This is a genomic window from Bradyrhizobium sp. SZCCHNR1093 (genome assembly GCF_032381175.1).
Taxonomy (GTDB): Bacteria; Pseudomonadota; Alphaproteobacteria; order Rhizobiales; family Xanthobacteraceae; genus Bradyrhizobium.
This window is the reverse complement of sequence record NZ_JAUHJJ010000002.1, coordinates 1156047-1171379: the sequence shown is the minus strand read 5'-3', so window position 1 is coordinate 1171379 and position 15333 is coordinate 1156047. Positions and strand designations below refer to the sequence as shown.

Sequence of the window (15333 nt, the reverse complement as noted above, 5' to 3'; positions counted from 1 at the left end):
ACCTCACCCATGTGATAGATCTTGCCGCCTCATCTCCGCCGACGCTGCCCAAGGCACCTCGAACGCCGGACCGACCGGAATCTCGACCAACCTCTCGTTCCCTCGCTGGATAAGCAGGGCACTGAGGCCCTGCTCCTGCGCCAGCGCCTTGCTCTGCACCGGACCGAGGACCATGAATGCCGTCGCCCATGCGTCAGCATCCATGCAGCTTGCCGCGACGACGGAGACTGAGGCGATTGCGTTGTCGATGGGACCGCCGCGTGACCGGTCCATGGTGTGAGACAGACGTTTTCGCCCGAGATCGATCCAATGCCGGTAATCGCCTGAAGTAGCGACCGCCGCGTCCCATAATTCAATGACGCCAAGCGGACCGCGCTGTTCGTAGTCAGGCTTTTCCACCGCAACGCGCCAAGGTGTTCCGTCCGCCTTGGCGCCTCGTGCTTTCAGCTCTCCATCCAGACTGACCAGCGCATTGGAAATACCGAGGGCCTCGACCGTTCGCATCATCTCGTCCACGGCGAAACCCTTGGCGATTCCTGAAAGGTCCAACGTAGACTGCGCGTGTTTGCGCACCCTGCTTCCCGGCACATCCAGCTCTAGAACCGTATGGGTTGGCGGCAGTCGCTCACGAAGCGCCATCTGGATCGCGTCCTTGTCGGGAGCAGAGGCAGCAGGTCCGAAGCCCCAGGCATTGACCAGGTGCCCCAGGCCGATGTCAAAGGCTCCGCCCGATGCATGTCCGATCGTCACGCCCCGTTGCAGAACTTGCATGATCTCGGCAGGTAGGGATACCCAGACGCCTTGCGCGGCCGAGTTCAATCGCATCAGATCGCTGTCCGGCTTCCATGTGGACATCTGGCGGTCGACGCGATCGACGGCACGAGCCAGGGCGGCCTCCAGTGCGGCAATGTCGGTGTCAGGAAAAGCATAGACCAGCGCCGACCAGCGCGTTCCCATCGTGGCGCCGCTCAATGCGTGGCGAACAAGATCAGTAGACATCTTCAGCAAGCCTCCCCTGGGCCTTGAGCACCATGGGCGTCAGGCCGGTCGGCGCGAGCACATCAGCTATCGCCTCCGTCACGCCCGCCGCCATGTCGCGCCCACCACACACCATGACCTGCGCACCACCGGCGATCAGGGCACGAAATCGATCGGCGTCCTTGCGCAGCCGATCCTGCACATAGCCGCCGCCTTTCACGCGCGAGAAGGCGGTGGCGAGGCTCGTCAGCCGTCTGTCATTCAGCCAGCCGGCGATCTCGCGCTCATAGAGGAAGTCCGAGGCTGGATCGCGACCGCCGAAATAGAGATGCATGGGCCTGCGCGAGAAATTGGCGCGGACCAATCCCGCCAGGGGACCAATGCCGGTGCCGGCGCCGATCAGGATGACCGGCTTTCGTCCGCGCGCCGGACGGAAGGCTGGATTGGCCTTCACGAAGGCCTCGACGCTGTCGCCCGGCTCAAGCCCGTGAAGCAGGCCCGAGCAAAGCCCGCCGGGATGTTTGCGCACGCAGATCTCGACAAATCCATCGCTGGTCGAACTGGCCAACGAATAATAGCGCGGCGAGGTGCAGCCCGGCGGCACGATGCCTATGAGGTCGCCTGCCGTGAAGCGCGGCCAGCCGCCCCCTGCGACGCGCGCGAACATGTGGCTCATCGGCAGCGCGAAGCGCAGCACGCAGGTTGGCGCCTGCACCTCCGCGCCGTAGTCGACGCGGTCGACAAGCGTCAGGGTATGCGTGCGCGGCCGCTCAGGCACGTGCAGCAGCGCCAGCTCTTCGCCCATGACCTGCGACAGCGCCTCGCCCCACCGCGCGAATTCCTGCGCGGATTGACGGTCGATCGTCTCGAGCGGCATCAGCGACGCCCAGCCCTTCCGCGCCAACGTCGCTTCGACGTCGCGAGCGAAACGGCAGAATTGCGGAAATTGCCGGTCGCCGAAGCCGAGGACCGCGATTGGGAAACGCGGTGGCTCTGCGATCCCGTCGAGGCGTTCGAGGAACGCGGTGGCCGACGCGGGAGCCGCACCGTCGCCATAGGTCGCGGCCAGCAGGAACATGCGCCGCGCCGATGGATAGGATCGCAACAAGCTATCCATCGAGGCCGTATGAACCCCGTGTCCGTTAGCCGTCAGGGCGGCGTGCAGCGTGCGGGCAAAGCCCCATGTGCTGCCACCCTCGCTCCCCACCAAGATCACGGTGTCGGCGTTCTTGGCGACAACGTTGTCAGCAATTGGAGCATATGCACGGCGCCGGCTCCACCACATCACAGCTCCGCTCAAGCCAAGTACCGGAACGTTGAGGGCGCTGACGCCCAGCAACAAGCCGAACCACCACAGCCCTTGGCCGGTGTGCAGCATGTAGATGAATTCGTAGATCTGCCGGGCGAGCGAATGGGCGTTCCAGGCCAGCAGGCCTCCGCCCGCGGGATCGACATATCCTTCGCCGGTCGCGGTGGTCAGGTGAAAGAGATCGTCCGGGTTCGCCGGGTTGGGAAAAGTCAGCACTCGGAGCTGGGAAAGATCGATCCCGCGCAAGGCCGTGATTTGCTCGACGGGAAGAGCCGGGCCGCGGGTCGTCGCCGTCGGGAAAGCGGGCGCCTGCGACATGCCGTCCGAAATCAGTCCGAACGTGGTGAGCGACAGATAGAGCGCCGTCAGAGTTGACAGCAGAAGCCCACCAGCCGCCAGCCGGCCGAGGTCGGTATGTAGTCGCTGAATGCCATTGCCGCGCGCCCGGCTGAGAATCTGTCCCCATCCTCCCATGCGTCGGGCGGTCATCTGCAGGCCAGACAGCAGCAGGACCAGCATCGCCAGCGCGCCGGCGCCCGCGGCCATGCGCCCGCTATCGCCGAGAAAGAACGAGCGATGCAGGTTGGTCATCCAGCGTTCGAATGCCGAGCGCGTGTAGTCCGAAACAAATTCACCGCTCACAGGGTTCACCACGCTCGCGGCCGGGCCGTCGTTCCCGGAATAGAAGGCGATGATCTTACCGGAGGGCAGGCGTTTGAGCTCCTCCACACCAGGATAGGTGCCGACGACTCGGCCAGCCAAAGCGGCGACGGTGACACTGCTTGGCGAAATTGCTTCAGCCCGATCCCAGGCCGGAATCGCCGACAGCACCGAACCGCTGATCGCGAGTGCCATCAGCGGAATGATGACGAAAAGGCCTAGAATCCGATGAATCCAGCGCAGCATGACATCCATCCCTGTCCATAGGCCTACATGGCGTAGGTGAAGGAGCGGACGTAGCTTCGGCCCGCCGCGGGCCGACTTGCTCCCGCGGATGTCAGCGGAACGACCACCTCGGACGGGCTGTCCCGCATGTCCTCGGCGGCGGCATCGATGTGGAGCTTGTAGCCTGCATCAAAGAGCGCATCCGCGAGGTCCAGCGTGACTTTCAGCGTCCGGCCGGCACCGACGCTGGCCCCCGTAATGCCGTTGATTTCGGCGGGGTTTCCGCGGGATCCTCGGTTCCAACCGCTGAGATGGCTGTAATATTTGGACTTTGAGCCCGCCACCCACAGCGTGCCTTTATAGGCGCCCGTGGAATCGGTCACGTAAAGCGCGAGATAGGCTCCGTTCCCGCCATAATTGCTGAGCGTGGTGGTCAACGTGACAGGACGCGCCATGGCGAGCCCGGGAGCGGTCAGCGCGGTGGTGACGGCAAGGACGGCGAGCAGCGATTTCATTGTTGGTCTCCAGCAGTGGCGTATTGATCGAACCAAGACTGAAGACCGCAGATGACGTGCTCCTGAAGGTCGATAGGAATCTGCTTCAGGCAGCCGTCAGGTTGGACCTTTTCAAAAACGGCAAACGCCCCGCAGCAGGCGGGGCGCACTTGAACGCGATGTGCTCGTTCGCCTCAGGCAATGGAAGTCAATGGCGCCGACTCTCACCTTCTCTGATCACGGCTCCAACGAGATGGACTCCGCACCACGGCATCACTTGACTTCGGCCTTGGGGGCGGCACCGCCCTGAAAAAGCCCGTTGGAAGGCGGTACTCCCGCTGGCTCAGGGGCTCCCCCCGGCCCGGAGCGTCCACCACGCCGGGCACCGTCTTCCTCATCATCGCGGTTCCTGCCGTGCTCTCCACGCTTTTGTTTCACGCGGATCACGGCGAGCGATGCGGGATCCACCTTTGCCTCGATGTCACGACCGTTCTCGTCCTGCCCTCGAATCTCGAAGCATCCGTCGTCGATCTTGATCCTTCGCACGGTCCAGCCGCGCGCCTTTGCCATTTGCTCGACTGCTTCGCGCGGCTGCCATTGGGCCATGGGAACCTTGCAGTCGTCATTATCAGCCACCGCCAGACCCGGCGCCAGAGTGCCCATCAGAATGGCCACGATCACTGCTATCGCTTTCACGTTTCCTGCTCCCGTTCGAAGCCTCAACCTGTCGTCCTTGTGAGCCGGTTTCCTGACGGCGACCTGAAGACGCTGTGGCATTTGCGTCAGGTCAACGTCAGATTCCCCTCTATGACTATCTATGATCCGAGATGGATGGGGGGGTGGGCGGAATGAGGCGATGCGGATATTGCTGATTGAAGACGACACGATTCTGGGCGCTGCGGTGCGCGACCAGATCGTCTCCGATGGACACTCAGTTGACTGGGTTACCCGCCTTGATGCCGCGCAGGACCATCTGCGCAGCACGGCCTATGACCTGCTTCTACTGGATCTGATGCTGCCCGACGGTCGCGGTATCAAGCTCCTGCGCGATCTCCGCACCGAGGGCACGGTGACGCCGGTCATCATCCTGACGGCACTCGATCAACTCTCCGATCGCATTGAAGGCCTCAACGCCGGCGCGGACGATTATATGATCAAGCCCTTCGATCTTTCGGAGCTTTCGGCGCGGTTGAACGCCGTCGCGCGTCGCTATTCCGGTAATCCGAATCCACTTGTCGGGATCGGCGATCTCCAGATCGATCTGGCCGCCCGCTCAATCACCCGTGCAGGAAAGAACATCAACTTGACAGCGCGAGAATGGGTGCTGTTCGAGACCTTCGTGCAGCGACCGCGTCGGGTCCTGTCAAAGACCATTCTTGAGGAACGGCTCTATTCATTTGGAGAAGAGATCGAGAGCAACACCATCGAGGTGCACGTCAGTCGGCTTCGCAAGAAGCTCGGACACGACGTCATCGAGACGGTGCGTGGTCTCGGTTACCGACTGGGACACAGCGCATGATGCCGCCGCGCAGCTTGCAGTGGCGCATCTCGCTGTGGCTAGGACTCGGCATCGCACTTCTCTGGATCGTCGCAGCCGTCGCGACGGCTCAAAGGCTGCGCCACGAAATGAACAGGGTTTTCGATAGTGCGCTCGAGGAAACAGCCCAGCGCCTTCTTCCACTCGCAGTGCTCGACATCCTGGACCGCGAGGACGGCGACACCTCGCAGCGTATTGCGACCCTGAGGGAGCATGACGAGTACTTCACTTATATCGTACGCGACGCGCGCGGGTCCGTGCTGCTGCGCTCGCACCGCGCTGACGACGCGATATTTCCGCCTTTCGCCAAGACGGGGTTCGTCGACACACCGACCCACCGACTCTACTTCGACGCCGCGCTGCGAAACACGGTGACGATCGCCGTGGCAGAACCGCTTGCCCACCGTCGCGAGGTCGCAAACAAGGCTCTCCTCGGCCTGGCTCTGCCGCTCGGCCTCTTGGTGCCTCTCGGTCTTGTGGCGGTTTGGGGCGTCGTGCGCGTCTCGACGGCGCCGGTCAGGCGCCTGGGGAGGGGTATAGAGGCGCGCGGCAGCGGCGACCTGTCTCCGATTCCGGTCGCAGACCTGCCCTCCGAGATCGCACCGATTGCCGACGCTGTGAACCACCTCTTGGAAGGGCTTCGGCGTGCACTGGAAGCTGAGCGAAGCTTTACTGCCAACTCTGCGCACGAACTGCGTACACCGATCGCCGCCGCGTTGGCGCAGACACAGCGGCTGATCGCGGAGACGCAGGACGCTGCGGCGCAAAGTCGGGCACAGCAGATCGAGACGGCGCTGCGGCGGCTTTGGCGACTGTCTGAAAAGTTGATGCAACTGGCAAAGGCCGAGGGCGGGCGCCTTCAAGCCAAGGAGACGATCGACATCGCATCCGTGCTGAAATTAGTCTCAGACGAGATAATGCGCGATCCGGCCACGGCCGGCCGGCTTGTTCTCAATATTCCTGCCACGCCGGTTCTGTTGGATATTGATACCGATGCTTTTGCCATTCTGGCGCGCAACCTGATCGAGAATGGCCTCAAGCACGGAGCGTCGGACGCTCCGGTCACAGTGACACTTTCAAACATTGGCGTGCTCACGGTGACCAACGAAGGACCGCCGGTTCCGCCAGAGTTGCTGACGCGCCTGTCCCGCCCCTTCGAGCGCGGTCGTACTGATGCAGAAGGATCCGGCCTGGGCCTGGCCATTGCAAGAGCCATCGCCTCCGGCGTTGGCGGCGAGCTTATTCTAACATCTCCGTTGCCTGGAGCGCAGAGTGGTTTCCAGGCCCGCTTTTCCCTCCAAGCCTTGGGCCCAGTTGAAGAAAGTGCGAGTAAAAAGGGAAAAAACCCCGGCGCGGTAGGCTCGACGCATTGCATGTGATGAGAATACGAAAAACCGGGCGCGTCCTCACCTGTCCACGACGGGAGGCCAGGCCGGCAGACCGACGGCCGCTAGGTCACTCCGGAAGGCGAGCAGCTGAACAGCGACGGCCGCCGCGAGGTTCTCGGCATGGACATCGTCCCTCCGAGACATTCTGGACGGCGTTCCTGCACGTGCTCGCCCGCCGTGGGCTGTGCGGCGTCAAACTTGTGATCTCCGACGCGGATGAAGACATCAAGGCTTCAGTCAGCAAGGTCCTGTCCGCATCGCGCCAAGCTGCATTCGACCGATCCGATCGAGCGGCTCAATGGCGAGATCAAGCGCCGGCATCTTCCGAAATGACCGCTTGTCGGAATGGCTTCACGGGATCAGCCAATTCACGGGATCAGCCAAGAGTCCTTGAAAGGCTTGGTGGGCGCACTAGGGCTCGAACCTAGGACCCGCTGATTAAGAGTCAGCTGCTCTACCAACTGAGCTATGCGCCCGGATCTTGCATCCGGAGAAAGCCTTCCGCGAGAGCCGGTCGTTTAGCAAAGCGATTCCGAGATGTCCAGCGATCCCTGAGGATTTTTCGGCACTTTCGATGCAGAAAAACCGCCGGCGGGCGGCGGTTTTCCCCAAATGAAATCAGACGGATCGTTAAACGGCTGTCAGAGCCGCCCGGACTCGCGTTCCTCCTCGGACCAGCCCATGCGGCCCATCGGTCCCGGGCCGAAGCGATGCTCGCCGAAGCCCGAACCATCCTCCGTGCCGCCCTCGCCGCGCTCCATCCAGCGGTGATGGCGCGGACCGTCCGGTCCCATCATGCGCCCCATCGGCCGGGTCAGCATCGACAGCCGGCGCTTCTGGCCGTCGTCGAGCGTCTTGTAGAGCGGGTCGGCGGCGTCGGCGACCTTCTTCATCGCATCCGCCGTGACCGCCATGGTGTCGGCACGCTCGCGCAGCCGCGCCACCGGATCGACATCCTTGTCCTGCGCCTCATCGGCTGCCTTCATTCGCGCGTTGGCACGATCGAACCGCAGCTTGACGAGATCGCGCACCGCACTCTCGACCGGCGGCCACAATTTCTCCTGGTCCGCCGTCAGCTTCAGTCCGGCATGGACGGAAGCGATGCGCGCATCGAGCATGGCGGCGCGATCTTCCGGATTCATGCGCGCATGGTGCATGTGATCATGAAACCAGCCGCGCTGGGCGTAGACCGCGGTCGAGCCGGCGATGGCGAGCACGGCGACTGCGGCGATGGTGAACCTTCTCATGCCAACCTCCTTGGAAACTCGGATCAGCATGAGCCTGCCGTTCCGCGCCTTCAACTTACAGTTTGGACAGAGTGTGCGACCTTACGAAGATGTAATTGCTTCAAATACCTTTCTGTTTTTGCAAATCAGTTTCAGTTTGTTGCCGCGCCTCAAAGCATCCCCAGCATGCGCGGCAACCACAGCGAGATTTCCGGCACGTAGGTGACGAGCGCGAGGAAGCCCAGCATCGTCAGCAGCCAGGGCATGACGGCGATGGTCAGTTCGGTGATGCCCATCTTGGCGATGCCGGAGGCCACGTAGAGGTTGAGCCCGACGGGCGGGTGGCACATGCCGACCTCCATGTTGACCACCATCAGGATGCCCAGATGCACCGGATGGATGCCGAGCTTGACCGCGACCGGGAACAGGATCGGCGCCATGATCAAGACGATCGAGGTCGCCTCCATCACGTTGCCGGCGAGCAGCAGCAGGATGTTCACCACCAGCAGGAACACCGCCCAGTTGACGCCGGCGCCTGCCATCCAGTTGGCGATCTGCTGCGGGATGTTCTCGTTCGCCATCAGGAACGAGAACAGCACGGCATTGGTGATGATGTAGAGGATCATCGCGCTCATATTGGCCGAGCCGAGCAGCACCTTCGGCACGTCCTTCAGCGACATGTCGCGATAGACGAACACCGCGATGACGAAGGCATAGACGGCGCTGACGGCCGCGGCCTCGGTCGGCGTGAACTTGCCGGTGTAGATGCCGCCCAGCACGATCACGATCAGCAGCAGGCCCCAGATGCATTTGCGGAACGCGACGAGGCGCTCGGCCCAGCTCGCCCGCGGCATCCGTGGATAGTCGTTCTTCCAGGCCCGGTAGAAGGTCGTGAAGCCGAGCAGGCTCGCCAACATCAGCCCGGGAATGACCCCGGCGATGAACAGCTGACCGACGGAGGCGGAGGAGACGCGATGGCCGGCCGGATCGAGCGCGATGCTGCCGCCGGTCGCGACCGCATAGACCACCATCACGATCGAGGGCGGGATCAGGATGCCAAGCGCGCCCGAGGTGGTGATGACGCCGGCACCAAAGCGCTTGGGGAAGCCCTGTTTCACCATTGCAGGCAGCATGATCGAGCCGATCGCGATCACCGTCGCCGGCGACGAGCCGGACACGGCGGCGAACAGCGCGCAGGCCATCACGCCGGCAAGGCCGAGGCCGCCATACCAGTGCCCGACCATCGAGGTGGCGAAATTGATCATCCGCCGGGCGACGCCGCCATGGGTCAGGAAGTTGCCGGCCAGGATGAAGAACGGGATCGCCATGATCTCGAAATTGTCGATGCCCGTGAACAATTTCAGCGCGACCGATTCGGTCGGCACGTTCGTCATGAAGAACACGAACGACAGCACGGTGAGGCCGAGCGCGATCGAGATCGGCATGCCCGTCAGCATCAGGAAGATGAGCAGGCTGAAGATGAGGAGGCTGCTCATCGCGCGGCCTCCACGCTCGTCGTCTCGATGCCCTCGACGGCCGCATGATCATGATGCGGTAGCTCGTCGTGGCGGAGATAGTGCCAGGCGACCTGCAGGAAGCGGAAGCACATCAGATAGGAGCCGAGCGGGATGCAGAGGTAGACGAGCCAGCTCGGCAGCTCCATGTCCGGCGTCACCTGGTCGGTCTGCGACAGGCCGTAGACGAACTTGGCGCCCATGGTGCCGATGATGGAGGTGAACAGCGCCCCGCACAGCAGGCCGAACAGGATCGTCACCTTGCGCAGCGATGGCCGCATCATGTTGACGACGACGTCGACGCCGACATGGATGCCGGTGCGCACGCCGTAGGCGGCGCCGAACTTCGCCATCCACACGAACATGTAGATGCAGAGCTCCTGCGCCCAGGACATGTCGATCGGGAACAGCAGCGGATAGAACAGCGGCACGCCGACCAGATAGCGATGCAGCACCGCCAGGAAGATGATCGAGGTCGCCGCCGCGATCAGGAATGCGATCAGGATCTCCTCGAGCCGATCGAGGATGCGCAACAGAAAGCCCAAGTCCCCTACCCCCACAATCAAACGTCCGCGGCGCTTGGCTGCGCCGTCTGCCTTCTTGCGCGCCGAGTGCTTCACCCCCTCGATGCGCGGACCATGGCCCGCGCACCGCTCGCCTCACGCCATCAGTTGGTCGTGCCGCGCGTCTCCTTCAGGAACTCGTCGATCAGCGGCTGGCCGACGCGCCCCGCGACGTCCTTGTAGACCGGCATCATCGCCTTGCGCATCGCCTCGTCCTGGGCCGGCGTCAGCTTGACCAACTCGGTCTTGCCGGACTTGCGGATCTCCTCGAGCGCGTCGTCGTTCTCCTTCGCCGACTGGTTGTTGCCGTAGGCGGTCGCTTCCTTCATCGCCTTCTCGCAGGCGGCGCGGATATCCGGCGGCAGGCCGTCCCAGAACTTCTTGTTCACGACCACGACGTAGCCGATGTAGCCGTGATTGGTCAGCGTGATGTACTTCTGCACCTCGTGCATCTTCTGGGTATAGATGTTCGAGGGCGTGTTCTCCTGGCCGTCGACGACGCCGGTCTGCAGCGCCTGGTAGACTTCCGAGAACGCCATCACCTGCGGAATCGCGCCGAGCGTCCGGAACTGCGCGTCCAGCACCTTCGAAGACTGGATGCGGAACTTCAGACCCTTGTAGTCGGCGGGATCGACGAGCTTCTTGTTGGCGCTCATCTGCTTGAAGCCGTTGTCCCAGTAGGCGAGGCCGATCATGCCCTTGGGCTCGAGCAGCTTCAGCAGCCTGGCGCCGAGCGGGCCGTCGGTCACCTTCCGCAAGGTGGCGAGGTCGGGCAGGATGTAGGGCAGATCGAACACCTCGAATTCCTTGATGCCGATCGGGCCGAACTTGGAGTTCGACGGCGCCAGCATCTGCACCGCGCCGAGTTGCAGCGCCTCGAGCTCTTCCTTGTCCTTGTAGAGCTGCGAGTTCGGATAGACTTCGACCTTGACCTTGCCGTCGGTGTATTTCTCGGCCAGCTCCTTGAACTTGTCGGCAGCGAGGCCCTTCGGGGTGTTCGAGGCCACCACGTGGCTGAACTTGATCACGATCGGATTGTCGGCAGCGAGGGCCGGGCCGGCCAGAGCGAGCACCGCGAGCGAGGCGGCGGTGGCGATCACATGGCGAAACTTGAAGTGCAAGGTGTCCTCCCGACGTTTCGGGGGACATTGCAATGACGCCCCCGCTTTGTATGCCAAGGACATTGTTAGCGGGTCACCGGCCGGAATGCCATTGACCGTTAGCCGCAGAGGCGGGGATTCCCATGCTGCAGCGCAAAAATGGTGATGACTGTCATTCCGGGGCGGCCGCGCAAGCGGCTGAGCCCGGAATCCGGAGGTTATTGGCGCTGGCGCAAGCCAAGCTCGGGATTCCGGGTTCGACGCTGCGCGTCGCCCCGGAATGACGAAGCAAGGTTCGGCCCCAACCGACGATCGTGAGCTCAGCTCGCCGCTGCGGCCGCCGTACCCGCGCCCTGCGCCACGTCGCGCTGGCGCTTCATGACCAGCTTGTTGAGCGCACCCAGATAGGCCTTCGCAGATGCCACCAGCGTATCCGGATCCGCCGCGCGCGCGGTCATCGAACGGCCATCCTGCGACAGGCGGACCGAGACCTCGGCCTGCGCGTCGGTGCCCTCGGTGACGGCGTGGACCTGGTACAGCTCCAGCTTGGCCTCGTGCGGCACCAGCGACTTGATGCAGTTGAAGACGGCATCGACCGGCCCGTTGCCCTCGCTCTCCTCGATCTTCGTCACGCCGTCGACGTCGAGCTTCATGGTGGCGCGCTGCGGACCACGGGTGCCGGCAATCACCGACAGCGACAGCAGCTTGATCCGGTCATGGGCACTGACCATGCCCTCGTCGATCAAAGCCTCGATGTCCTCGTCGTAGATGTGCTTCTTGCGATCGGCCAGCGCCTTGAAGCGGACGAAGGCGTCCTCGACCTGGTTGCCTGCCAGCTTGTGACCCATCTCCTCCAGCTTGTGGACGAAGGCGTGACGGCCGGAATGCTTGCCCATCACCAGCGAGGTCTGCTTCACGCCGACCGTCTCCGGCAGCATGATCTCGTAGGTCTGCGCGTTCTTCAGCATGCCGTCCTGATGGATGCCGCTCTCATGCGCGAACGCATTACGGCCGACGATGGCCTTGTTGTACTGCACCGGGAACGAGGTCGCGGCCGAGACCACCTTCGAGGCGTGGGTGAGCTGCGTGGTGTCGATCTTGTTCCAGTACGGCAGCTTGTCGTTGCGCACGCGCATCGCCATCACGACCTCTTCCAGGGCCGCATTGCCGGCGCGCTCGCCGATGCCATTGATGGTGCATTCGATCTGGCGGGCGCCTGCGCGGACGCCGGCCATCGAGTTGGCGACCGCCATGCCCAGGTCGTTGTGGCAGTGGACCGAGAACACCGCCTTGTCGGAGTTCGGCACGCTCTCGCGCACGCGCTTGAACAGGTCGTAATACTCTTCCGGCACGGCGTAGCCGACGGTGTCGGGGATGTTGATGGTGGTGGCGCCGGCCTTGATCGCAGCCTCGACGCAGCGGCACAGGAAGTCGAACTCGGTGCGGGTGCCGTCCTCGGACGACCACTCGACGTCGTCGGTGTGGTTGCGCGCGCGCGTCACCGAGGAGATCACCAGCTCGTAGACCTGCTGCGGGTCCATCTGCAGCTTGTACTTCATGTGCACCGGCGAGGTGGACAGGAAGGTGTGGATGCGGCCGCGCCTGGCCGGGCGGATCGCCTCCGCACAGCGGTCGATGTCCTTGGCGCCGGCGCGCGACAGGCCGCAGATCACCGCGTTCTGGGACCGCTTGGCGATCTCGTTGACAGCCTCGAAGTCACCGTCGGACGCGATCGGGAAACCGGCCTCGATGATGTCGACGCCCATGCCGTCCAGCATGGCCGCGATGTTGAGCTTCTCCTCGAAGGTCATGGTGGCGCCGGGGCACTGCTCGCCGTCGCGCAGGGTGGTGTCGAAAATGACGACGCGGTCCTTGTCGGACTGAACGGGATTGGACATCTGCTTTCCTCGAACTTTTCGGGTGGTGCGCGTGGCTTCCAGAGGCGCTGAAGGGTGTTTCGGTGTCGAAGCAGCCCCCTGAGTGCCCAGGCGCATCCCGCCCAGCCGGCCCTCAGGGGCAGCTAAGAAGCAGAAGCTCGATCGCGCCGATCAGGTCGGCGGGCTGCAGCGCGGCGAGCGCGATCGTCCGGGCGTCTGCCCCGGCGATGGCCTCGATCTCTGCGCTGCGAATCAGCATTGCCAAACCCTTTGCGAGAACACGAAAACTGTGCGGCAAAACCGTTGACGGTTTGTTGCCGAGGTGCCCTCGACAGCGCTTTTACTGGGAATGGGAGGGTCTCGCAACGCCGAATAATGGTCAGGAGGGGTGACGTATTGGGGCGGGCACGCGCCGCTCTCCCTATAAATAGTGTCATCCCGGGCAAGGCCGCCAACGCGCCAGCGTTGGTGGACGCCGACCCGGGATCCATACGCCGCGGCGGATTTGGCTGGGCGAGTTGGAGCGGCCATCGTGCCTCGCAGATCTCCCTGGGGTTATGGATCCCGGATCGGCGCACGCGTGACCGCGCGCTTGTCCGGGATGACGGTGAGGGTGTGGTTGTCGGCATCTGCACCAGCACGCATTTCACGCTCCCGCGACACATCCGTGCCCGAGTTGTTCACCGGCATCGAACCCTCTTCCATCAGAGGGTGCAGGGAAGACCGGGCGTCTGCCGACACCCGCGGCCCCCGTGCGATAGAAAATGCACGGGGCAGGAACCACAGGATCGGCCAGGACAACCCGGCCTTCCCTGCGCAACGGCTTTACGGCTTACTTCGCGCTCTCCCTGGGGATCGGCGTTCTTGCCCCCATCGCCCGCGCCGCGGCTTCGCGCAACGGCACGAACTTGACCTCAGCATCGGGAGGCCAGGACCACACGACTTCGCCGTCCGCAAAACGCCGGTCGTCCACCGGCGCCTCACGGCCATCGCTCCCCGCACTCCACGTATCGTGACGACGCGTACGCCCCTCTTCGATGAGGCGGGATGACGTAGAGAAGCACGTTTTCTGAAAAAAGGAAAGAGGGAATTTCGTCGAATACGAAGATCGAGCGTGTGGTAACATGACCTCATGACAAACCGCATCTTCGTCCACGGCGTGCCGGACACGCCTGCAATCTGGGGCCCGCTGATCGCCGCCATCGGCGAGACCGTTGCCATCCCCTCCCTACCCGGCTTCCGTGACGAGGCTCCTGCCGGCTTCGCCTGCACCAAGGATGCCTACGCCGACTGGCTGGTCGCGCTGATGGAAGCACAGCACGCGGCGGTCGGGCCGCTCGACCTGGTCGGGCATGATTGGGGCGCGCTGCTGGTGCTGCGGGCCGCATCGCTGCGGCCGGAGTTGGTGCGGTCCTGGGCGGTGGCCGGCGGTGCGCTCGATCCGGACTATCGGGGACATCGCATTGCACGGATCTGGAACACGACTGTGCTCGGCGAGATCTTCATGGCGGTGTCGACCCAGAGCGCGATGGCGCGGATGTTCCGGCAGAACGGATTGCCATCCGAATTGGCGGCGCGCGAAGCCGCCGCGTGGCAGGCCCCGATGCGCCGGGCGATCCTCGCGCTGTATCGCTCCGCCGACGGGCTGCGCTTCAAGGGCGACTGGATCGCGCGGCTCAACAAACTACCGCGGCGCGGGCTGGTGATATCAGGCACGCAGGACCCTTTCGTGCCGCTCGACACGCTCAGCAGGTTTGCGCAAGCGCACGGAGCGCCGCTCCATGTCGAGGCGGACGCCGGCCACTGGAGCATCGTCGAGCGGCCGCAGAGCATCGCGGCTGCGCTGCGGACGCATTGGGCGGGACCCCCGGTCCTATTGCGAGAGGGCTGAGACCAGCGCGTCCCGAACGAGATCGGCAATCTCCTGATCGTGGCCCTGGTGCGCGCTGAACACGTATTGTTGCCCGAGGAGTTGCGTTCGCTTCTCGACGTTCCAAATCCGCAGAGTGACTTTGTGCCGGCCATCGCTGAGAACGGCAGCGTTGCCGACCAGCACGAGATCAAAATGCAGATCTCGAGATTTCTCGAATTGCGGCAGCAGAATATCCGGATGACCTGGGCTTGCCATCGGGACAGGCTCTTCGACGACCCGGAGCGACGGCATTGCGTGGAATCGCGCGCGTAGCGCGCTCGTCAGAAGGGCGGCATCATCTCCCGCCTCGGGCGTCATCGCATGCAGCTCGGGCACCGCGATCACGCGTTCGCCTTCGGCCGAAGCAGGTCGCGCCAGGACCGTGAGCAGAGCCGCGACGGCAAATGCAACACCAAGAAAAACGTCATGAAAACGTCGAAGTATGCCGGCCTGCATGGTCACTTCAATCCTCATCTCAATCTACGCCCGAGCAATGGGCCGGCTCTTCGACGTGCGCGCCGGTTATCACACAATCTTTGATGGATTGCGG

16 protein-coding genes, 1 tRNA gene and 1 pseudogene are annotated in these 15333 nt (G+C 63.6%); 5 read left to right on the top strand and 13 right to left on the bottom strand.

Annotation, left to right across the window (positions count from 1 at the left end):
- Window positions 1-3: 3 nt before the first annotated feature.
- The 4 genes from QX070_RS11020 to QX070_RS11005 form a co-directional block, all read right to left on the bottom strand.
- Window positions 4-1008 (bottom strand): FAD:protein FMN transferase, encoded by a 1005-nt coding sequence (locus QX070_RS11020; RefSeq protein ID WP_409999160.1) that lies wholly within the window; start codon window positions 1006-1008, stop codon window positions 4-6.
- Window positions 989-3193, bottom strand: coding sequence for a PepSY domain-containing protein (locus tag QX070_RS11015; protein ID WP_315736964.1), 2205 nt, complete (start codon window positions 3191-3193; stop codon window positions 989-991). Before QX070_RS11015 ends, QX070_RS11020 begins: the two co-directional genes overlap by 20 nt.
- 23 nt (window positions 3194-3216) lie before the next feature.
- Entirely contained in the window at window positions 3217-3687 is a 471-nt protein-coding gene (locus QX070_RS11010) for a DUF2271 domain-containing protein (RefSeq protein ID WP_315736963.1), read from the bottom strand.
- A 252-nt stretch (window positions 3688-3939) separates the two neighbouring features.
- The gene (locus tag QX070_RS11005) at window positions 3940-4362 is read right to left on the bottom strand and encodes a PepSY domain-containing protein (protein ID WP_315736962.1); all 423 of its coding nucleotides are present in this window, start codon (window positions 4360-4362) and stop codon (window positions 3940-3942) included.
- A 160-nt stretch (window positions 4363-4522) separates the two neighbouring features.
- Between QX070_RS11005 and QX070_RS11000 the strand changes: the two genes are divergently transcribed.
- The 3 genes and pseudogenes from QX070_RS11000 to QX070_RS10990 all read left to right on the top strand — a co-directional run.
- Window positions 4523-5185, top strand: coding sequence for a response regulator transcription factor (locus QX070_RS11000; RefSeq protein WP_315736961.1), 663 nt, complete (start codon window positions 4523-4525; stop codon window positions 5183-5185).
- Window positions 5182-6582, top strand: coding sequence for an ATP-binding protein (locus QX070_RS10995; protein WP_315736959.1), 1401 nt, complete (start codon window positions 5182-5184; stop codon window positions 6580-6582). Before QX070_RS11000 ends, QX070_RS10995 begins: the two co-directional genes overlap by 4 nt.
- Before the next feature lie 96 nt (window positions 6583-6678).
- Window positions 6679-6857 (top strand): annotated as a pseudogene (locus QX070_RS10990) (transposase); the annotation flags it as partial.
- Window positions 6858-6991: 134 nt separating this feature from the next.
- Here the strand turns inward: QX070_RS10990 and QX070_RS10985 are convergent.
- From QX070_RS10985 to QX070_RS10965, 5 genes are all read right to left on the bottom strand, one after another.
- Window positions 6992-7067 (bottom strand) — tRNA-Lys (locus QX070_RS10985).
- A gap of 165 nt (window positions 7068-7232) precedes the next feature.
- Complete coding sequence (locus QX070_RS10980) at window positions 7233-7838, bottom strand: Spy/CpxP family protein refolding chaperone (protein WP_315736958.1); 606 nt, start codon at window positions 7836-7838, stop codon at window positions 7233-7235.
- Window positions 7839-7987: 149 nt separating this feature from the next.
- A complete protein-coding gene (locus QX070_RS10975; RefSeq protein ID WP_315736956.1) occupies window positions 7988-9313 on the bottom strand; it encodes a TRAP transporter large permease subunit in 1326 nt (441 codons plus the stop codon).
- Entirely contained in the window at window positions 9310-9876 is a 567-nt protein-coding gene (locus QX070_RS10970) for a TRAP transporter small permease (protein ID WP_315736954.1), read from the bottom strand. The genes QX070_RS10975 and QX070_RS10970 overlap by 4 nt, the downstream gene beginning before the upstream one ends.
- Window positions 9877-9998: 122 nt before the next feature.
- Entirely contained in the window at window positions 9999-11015 is a 1017-nt protein-coding gene (locus QX070_RS10965) for a TRAP transporter substrate-binding protein (protein WP_315736952.1), read from the bottom strand.
- A gap of 122 nt (window positions 11016-11137) precedes the next feature.
- Between QX070_RS10965 and QX070_RS10960 the strand changes: the two genes are divergently transcribed.
- Complete coding sequence (locus QX070_RS10960; protein WP_315736951.1) at window positions 11138-11278, top strand: hypothetical protein; 141 nt, start codon at window positions 11138-11140, stop codon at window positions 11276-11278.
- Between the two features lie 36 nt (window positions 11279-11314).
- Here QX070_RS10960 and QX070_RS10955 read toward each other — a convergent pair whose 3' ends face one another.
- The 3 genes from QX070_RS10955 to QX070_RS10945 all read right to left on the bottom strand — a co-directional run bounded on the left by QX070_RS10955 (window position 11315) and on the right by QX070_RS10945 (window position 13561).
- Entirely contained in the window at window positions 11315-12892 is a 1578-nt protein-coding gene (locus tag QX070_RS10955) for a 2-isopropylmalate synthase (protein ID WP_315736950.1), read from the bottom strand.
- Window positions 12893-13004: 112 nt separating this feature from the next.
- Entirely contained in the window at window positions 13005-13130 is a 126-nt protein-coding gene (locus QX070_RS10950) for a hypothetical protein (protein ID WP_284423887.1), read from the bottom strand.
- 296 nt (window positions 13131-13426) lie between these two features.
- The gene (locus QX070_RS10945; protein ID WP_315736949.1) at window positions 13427-13561 is read right to left on the bottom strand and encodes a hypothetical protein; all 135 of its coding nucleotides are present in this window, start codon (window positions 13559-13561) and stop codon (window positions 13427-13429) included.
- Between the two features lie 442 nt (window positions 13562-14003).
- On the opposite strand from QX070_RS10945, the gene QX070_RS10940 reads away from it, so the two are divergent.
- Window positions 14004-14762 carry an alpha/beta hydrolase gene (locus QX070_RS10940; protein ID WP_315736948.1) on the top strand — a complete coding sequence of 253 codons (759 nt, stop codon included), beginning with the start codon at window positions 14004-14006 and terminating at the stop codon, window positions 14760-14762.
- Here QX070_RS10940 and QX070_RS10935 read toward each other — a convergent pair.
- The gene (locus QX070_RS10935; RefSeq protein WP_315737082.1) at window positions 14745-15239 is read right to left on the bottom strand and encodes a hypothetical protein; all 495 of its coding nucleotides are present in this window, start codon (window positions 15237-15239) and stop codon (window positions 14745-14747) included. The two genes, QX070_RS10940 and QX070_RS10935, sit on opposite strands and share 18 nt — an antisense overlap.
- Window positions 15240-15333: the final 94 nt, after the last annotated feature.

Excerpts from the sequence above, each read along its gene's own strand:
- QX070_RS10955 (WP_315736950.1), bottom strand. The coding sequence starts at position 12,892 with ATGTCCAATCCCGTTCAGTCCGACAAGGACCGCGTCGTCATTTTCGAC.
- QX070_RS10945 (WP_315736949.1), bottom strand. The coding sequence starts at position 13,561 with ATGCCGGTGAACAACTCGGGCACGGATGTGTCGCGGGAGCGTGAAATG.
- QX070_RS10995 (WP_315736959.1), top strand. The coding sequence starts at position 5,182 with ATGATGCCGCCGCGCAGCTTGCAGTGGCGCATCTCGCTGTGGCTAGGA.
- QX070_RS10935 (WP_315737082.1), bottom strand. The coding sequence starts at position 15,239 with ATGCAGGCCGGCATACTTCGACGTTTTCATGACGTTTTTCTTGGTGTT.
- QX070_RS11010 (WP_315736963.1), bottom strand. The coding sequence starts at position 3,687 with ATGAAATCGCTGCTCGCCGTCCTTGCCGTCACCACCGCGCTGACCGCT.
- QX070_RS11000 (WP_315736961.1), top strand. The coding sequence starts at position 4,523 with ATGCGGATATTGCTGATTGAAGACGACACGATTCTGGGCGCTGCGGTG.
- QX070_RS10980 (WP_315736958.1), bottom strand. The coding sequence starts at position 7,838 with ATGAGAAGGTTCACCATCGCCGCAGTCGCCGTGCTCGCCATCGCCGGC.
- QX070_RS10975 (WP_315736956.1), bottom strand. The coding sequence starts at position 9,313 with ATGAGCAGCCTCCTCATCTTCAGCCTGCTCATCTTCCTGATGCTGACG.
- QX070_RS10950 (WP_284423887.1), bottom strand. The coding sequence starts at position 13,130 with ATGCTGATTCGCAGCGCAGAGATCGAGGCCATCGCCGGGGCAGACGCC.
- QX070_RS11015 (WP_315736964.1), bottom strand. The coding sequence starts at position 3,193 with ATGCTGCGCTGGATTCATCGGATTCTAGGCCTTTTCGTCATCATTCCG.
- QX070_RS10960 (WP_315736951.1), top strand. The coding sequence starts at position 11,138 with ATGCTGCAGCGCAAAAATGGTGATGACTGTCATTCCGGGGCGGCCGCG.
- QX070_RS10940 (WP_315736948.1), top strand. The coding sequence starts at position 14,004 with ATGACAAACCGCATCTTCGTCCACGGCGTGCCGGACACGCCTGCAATC.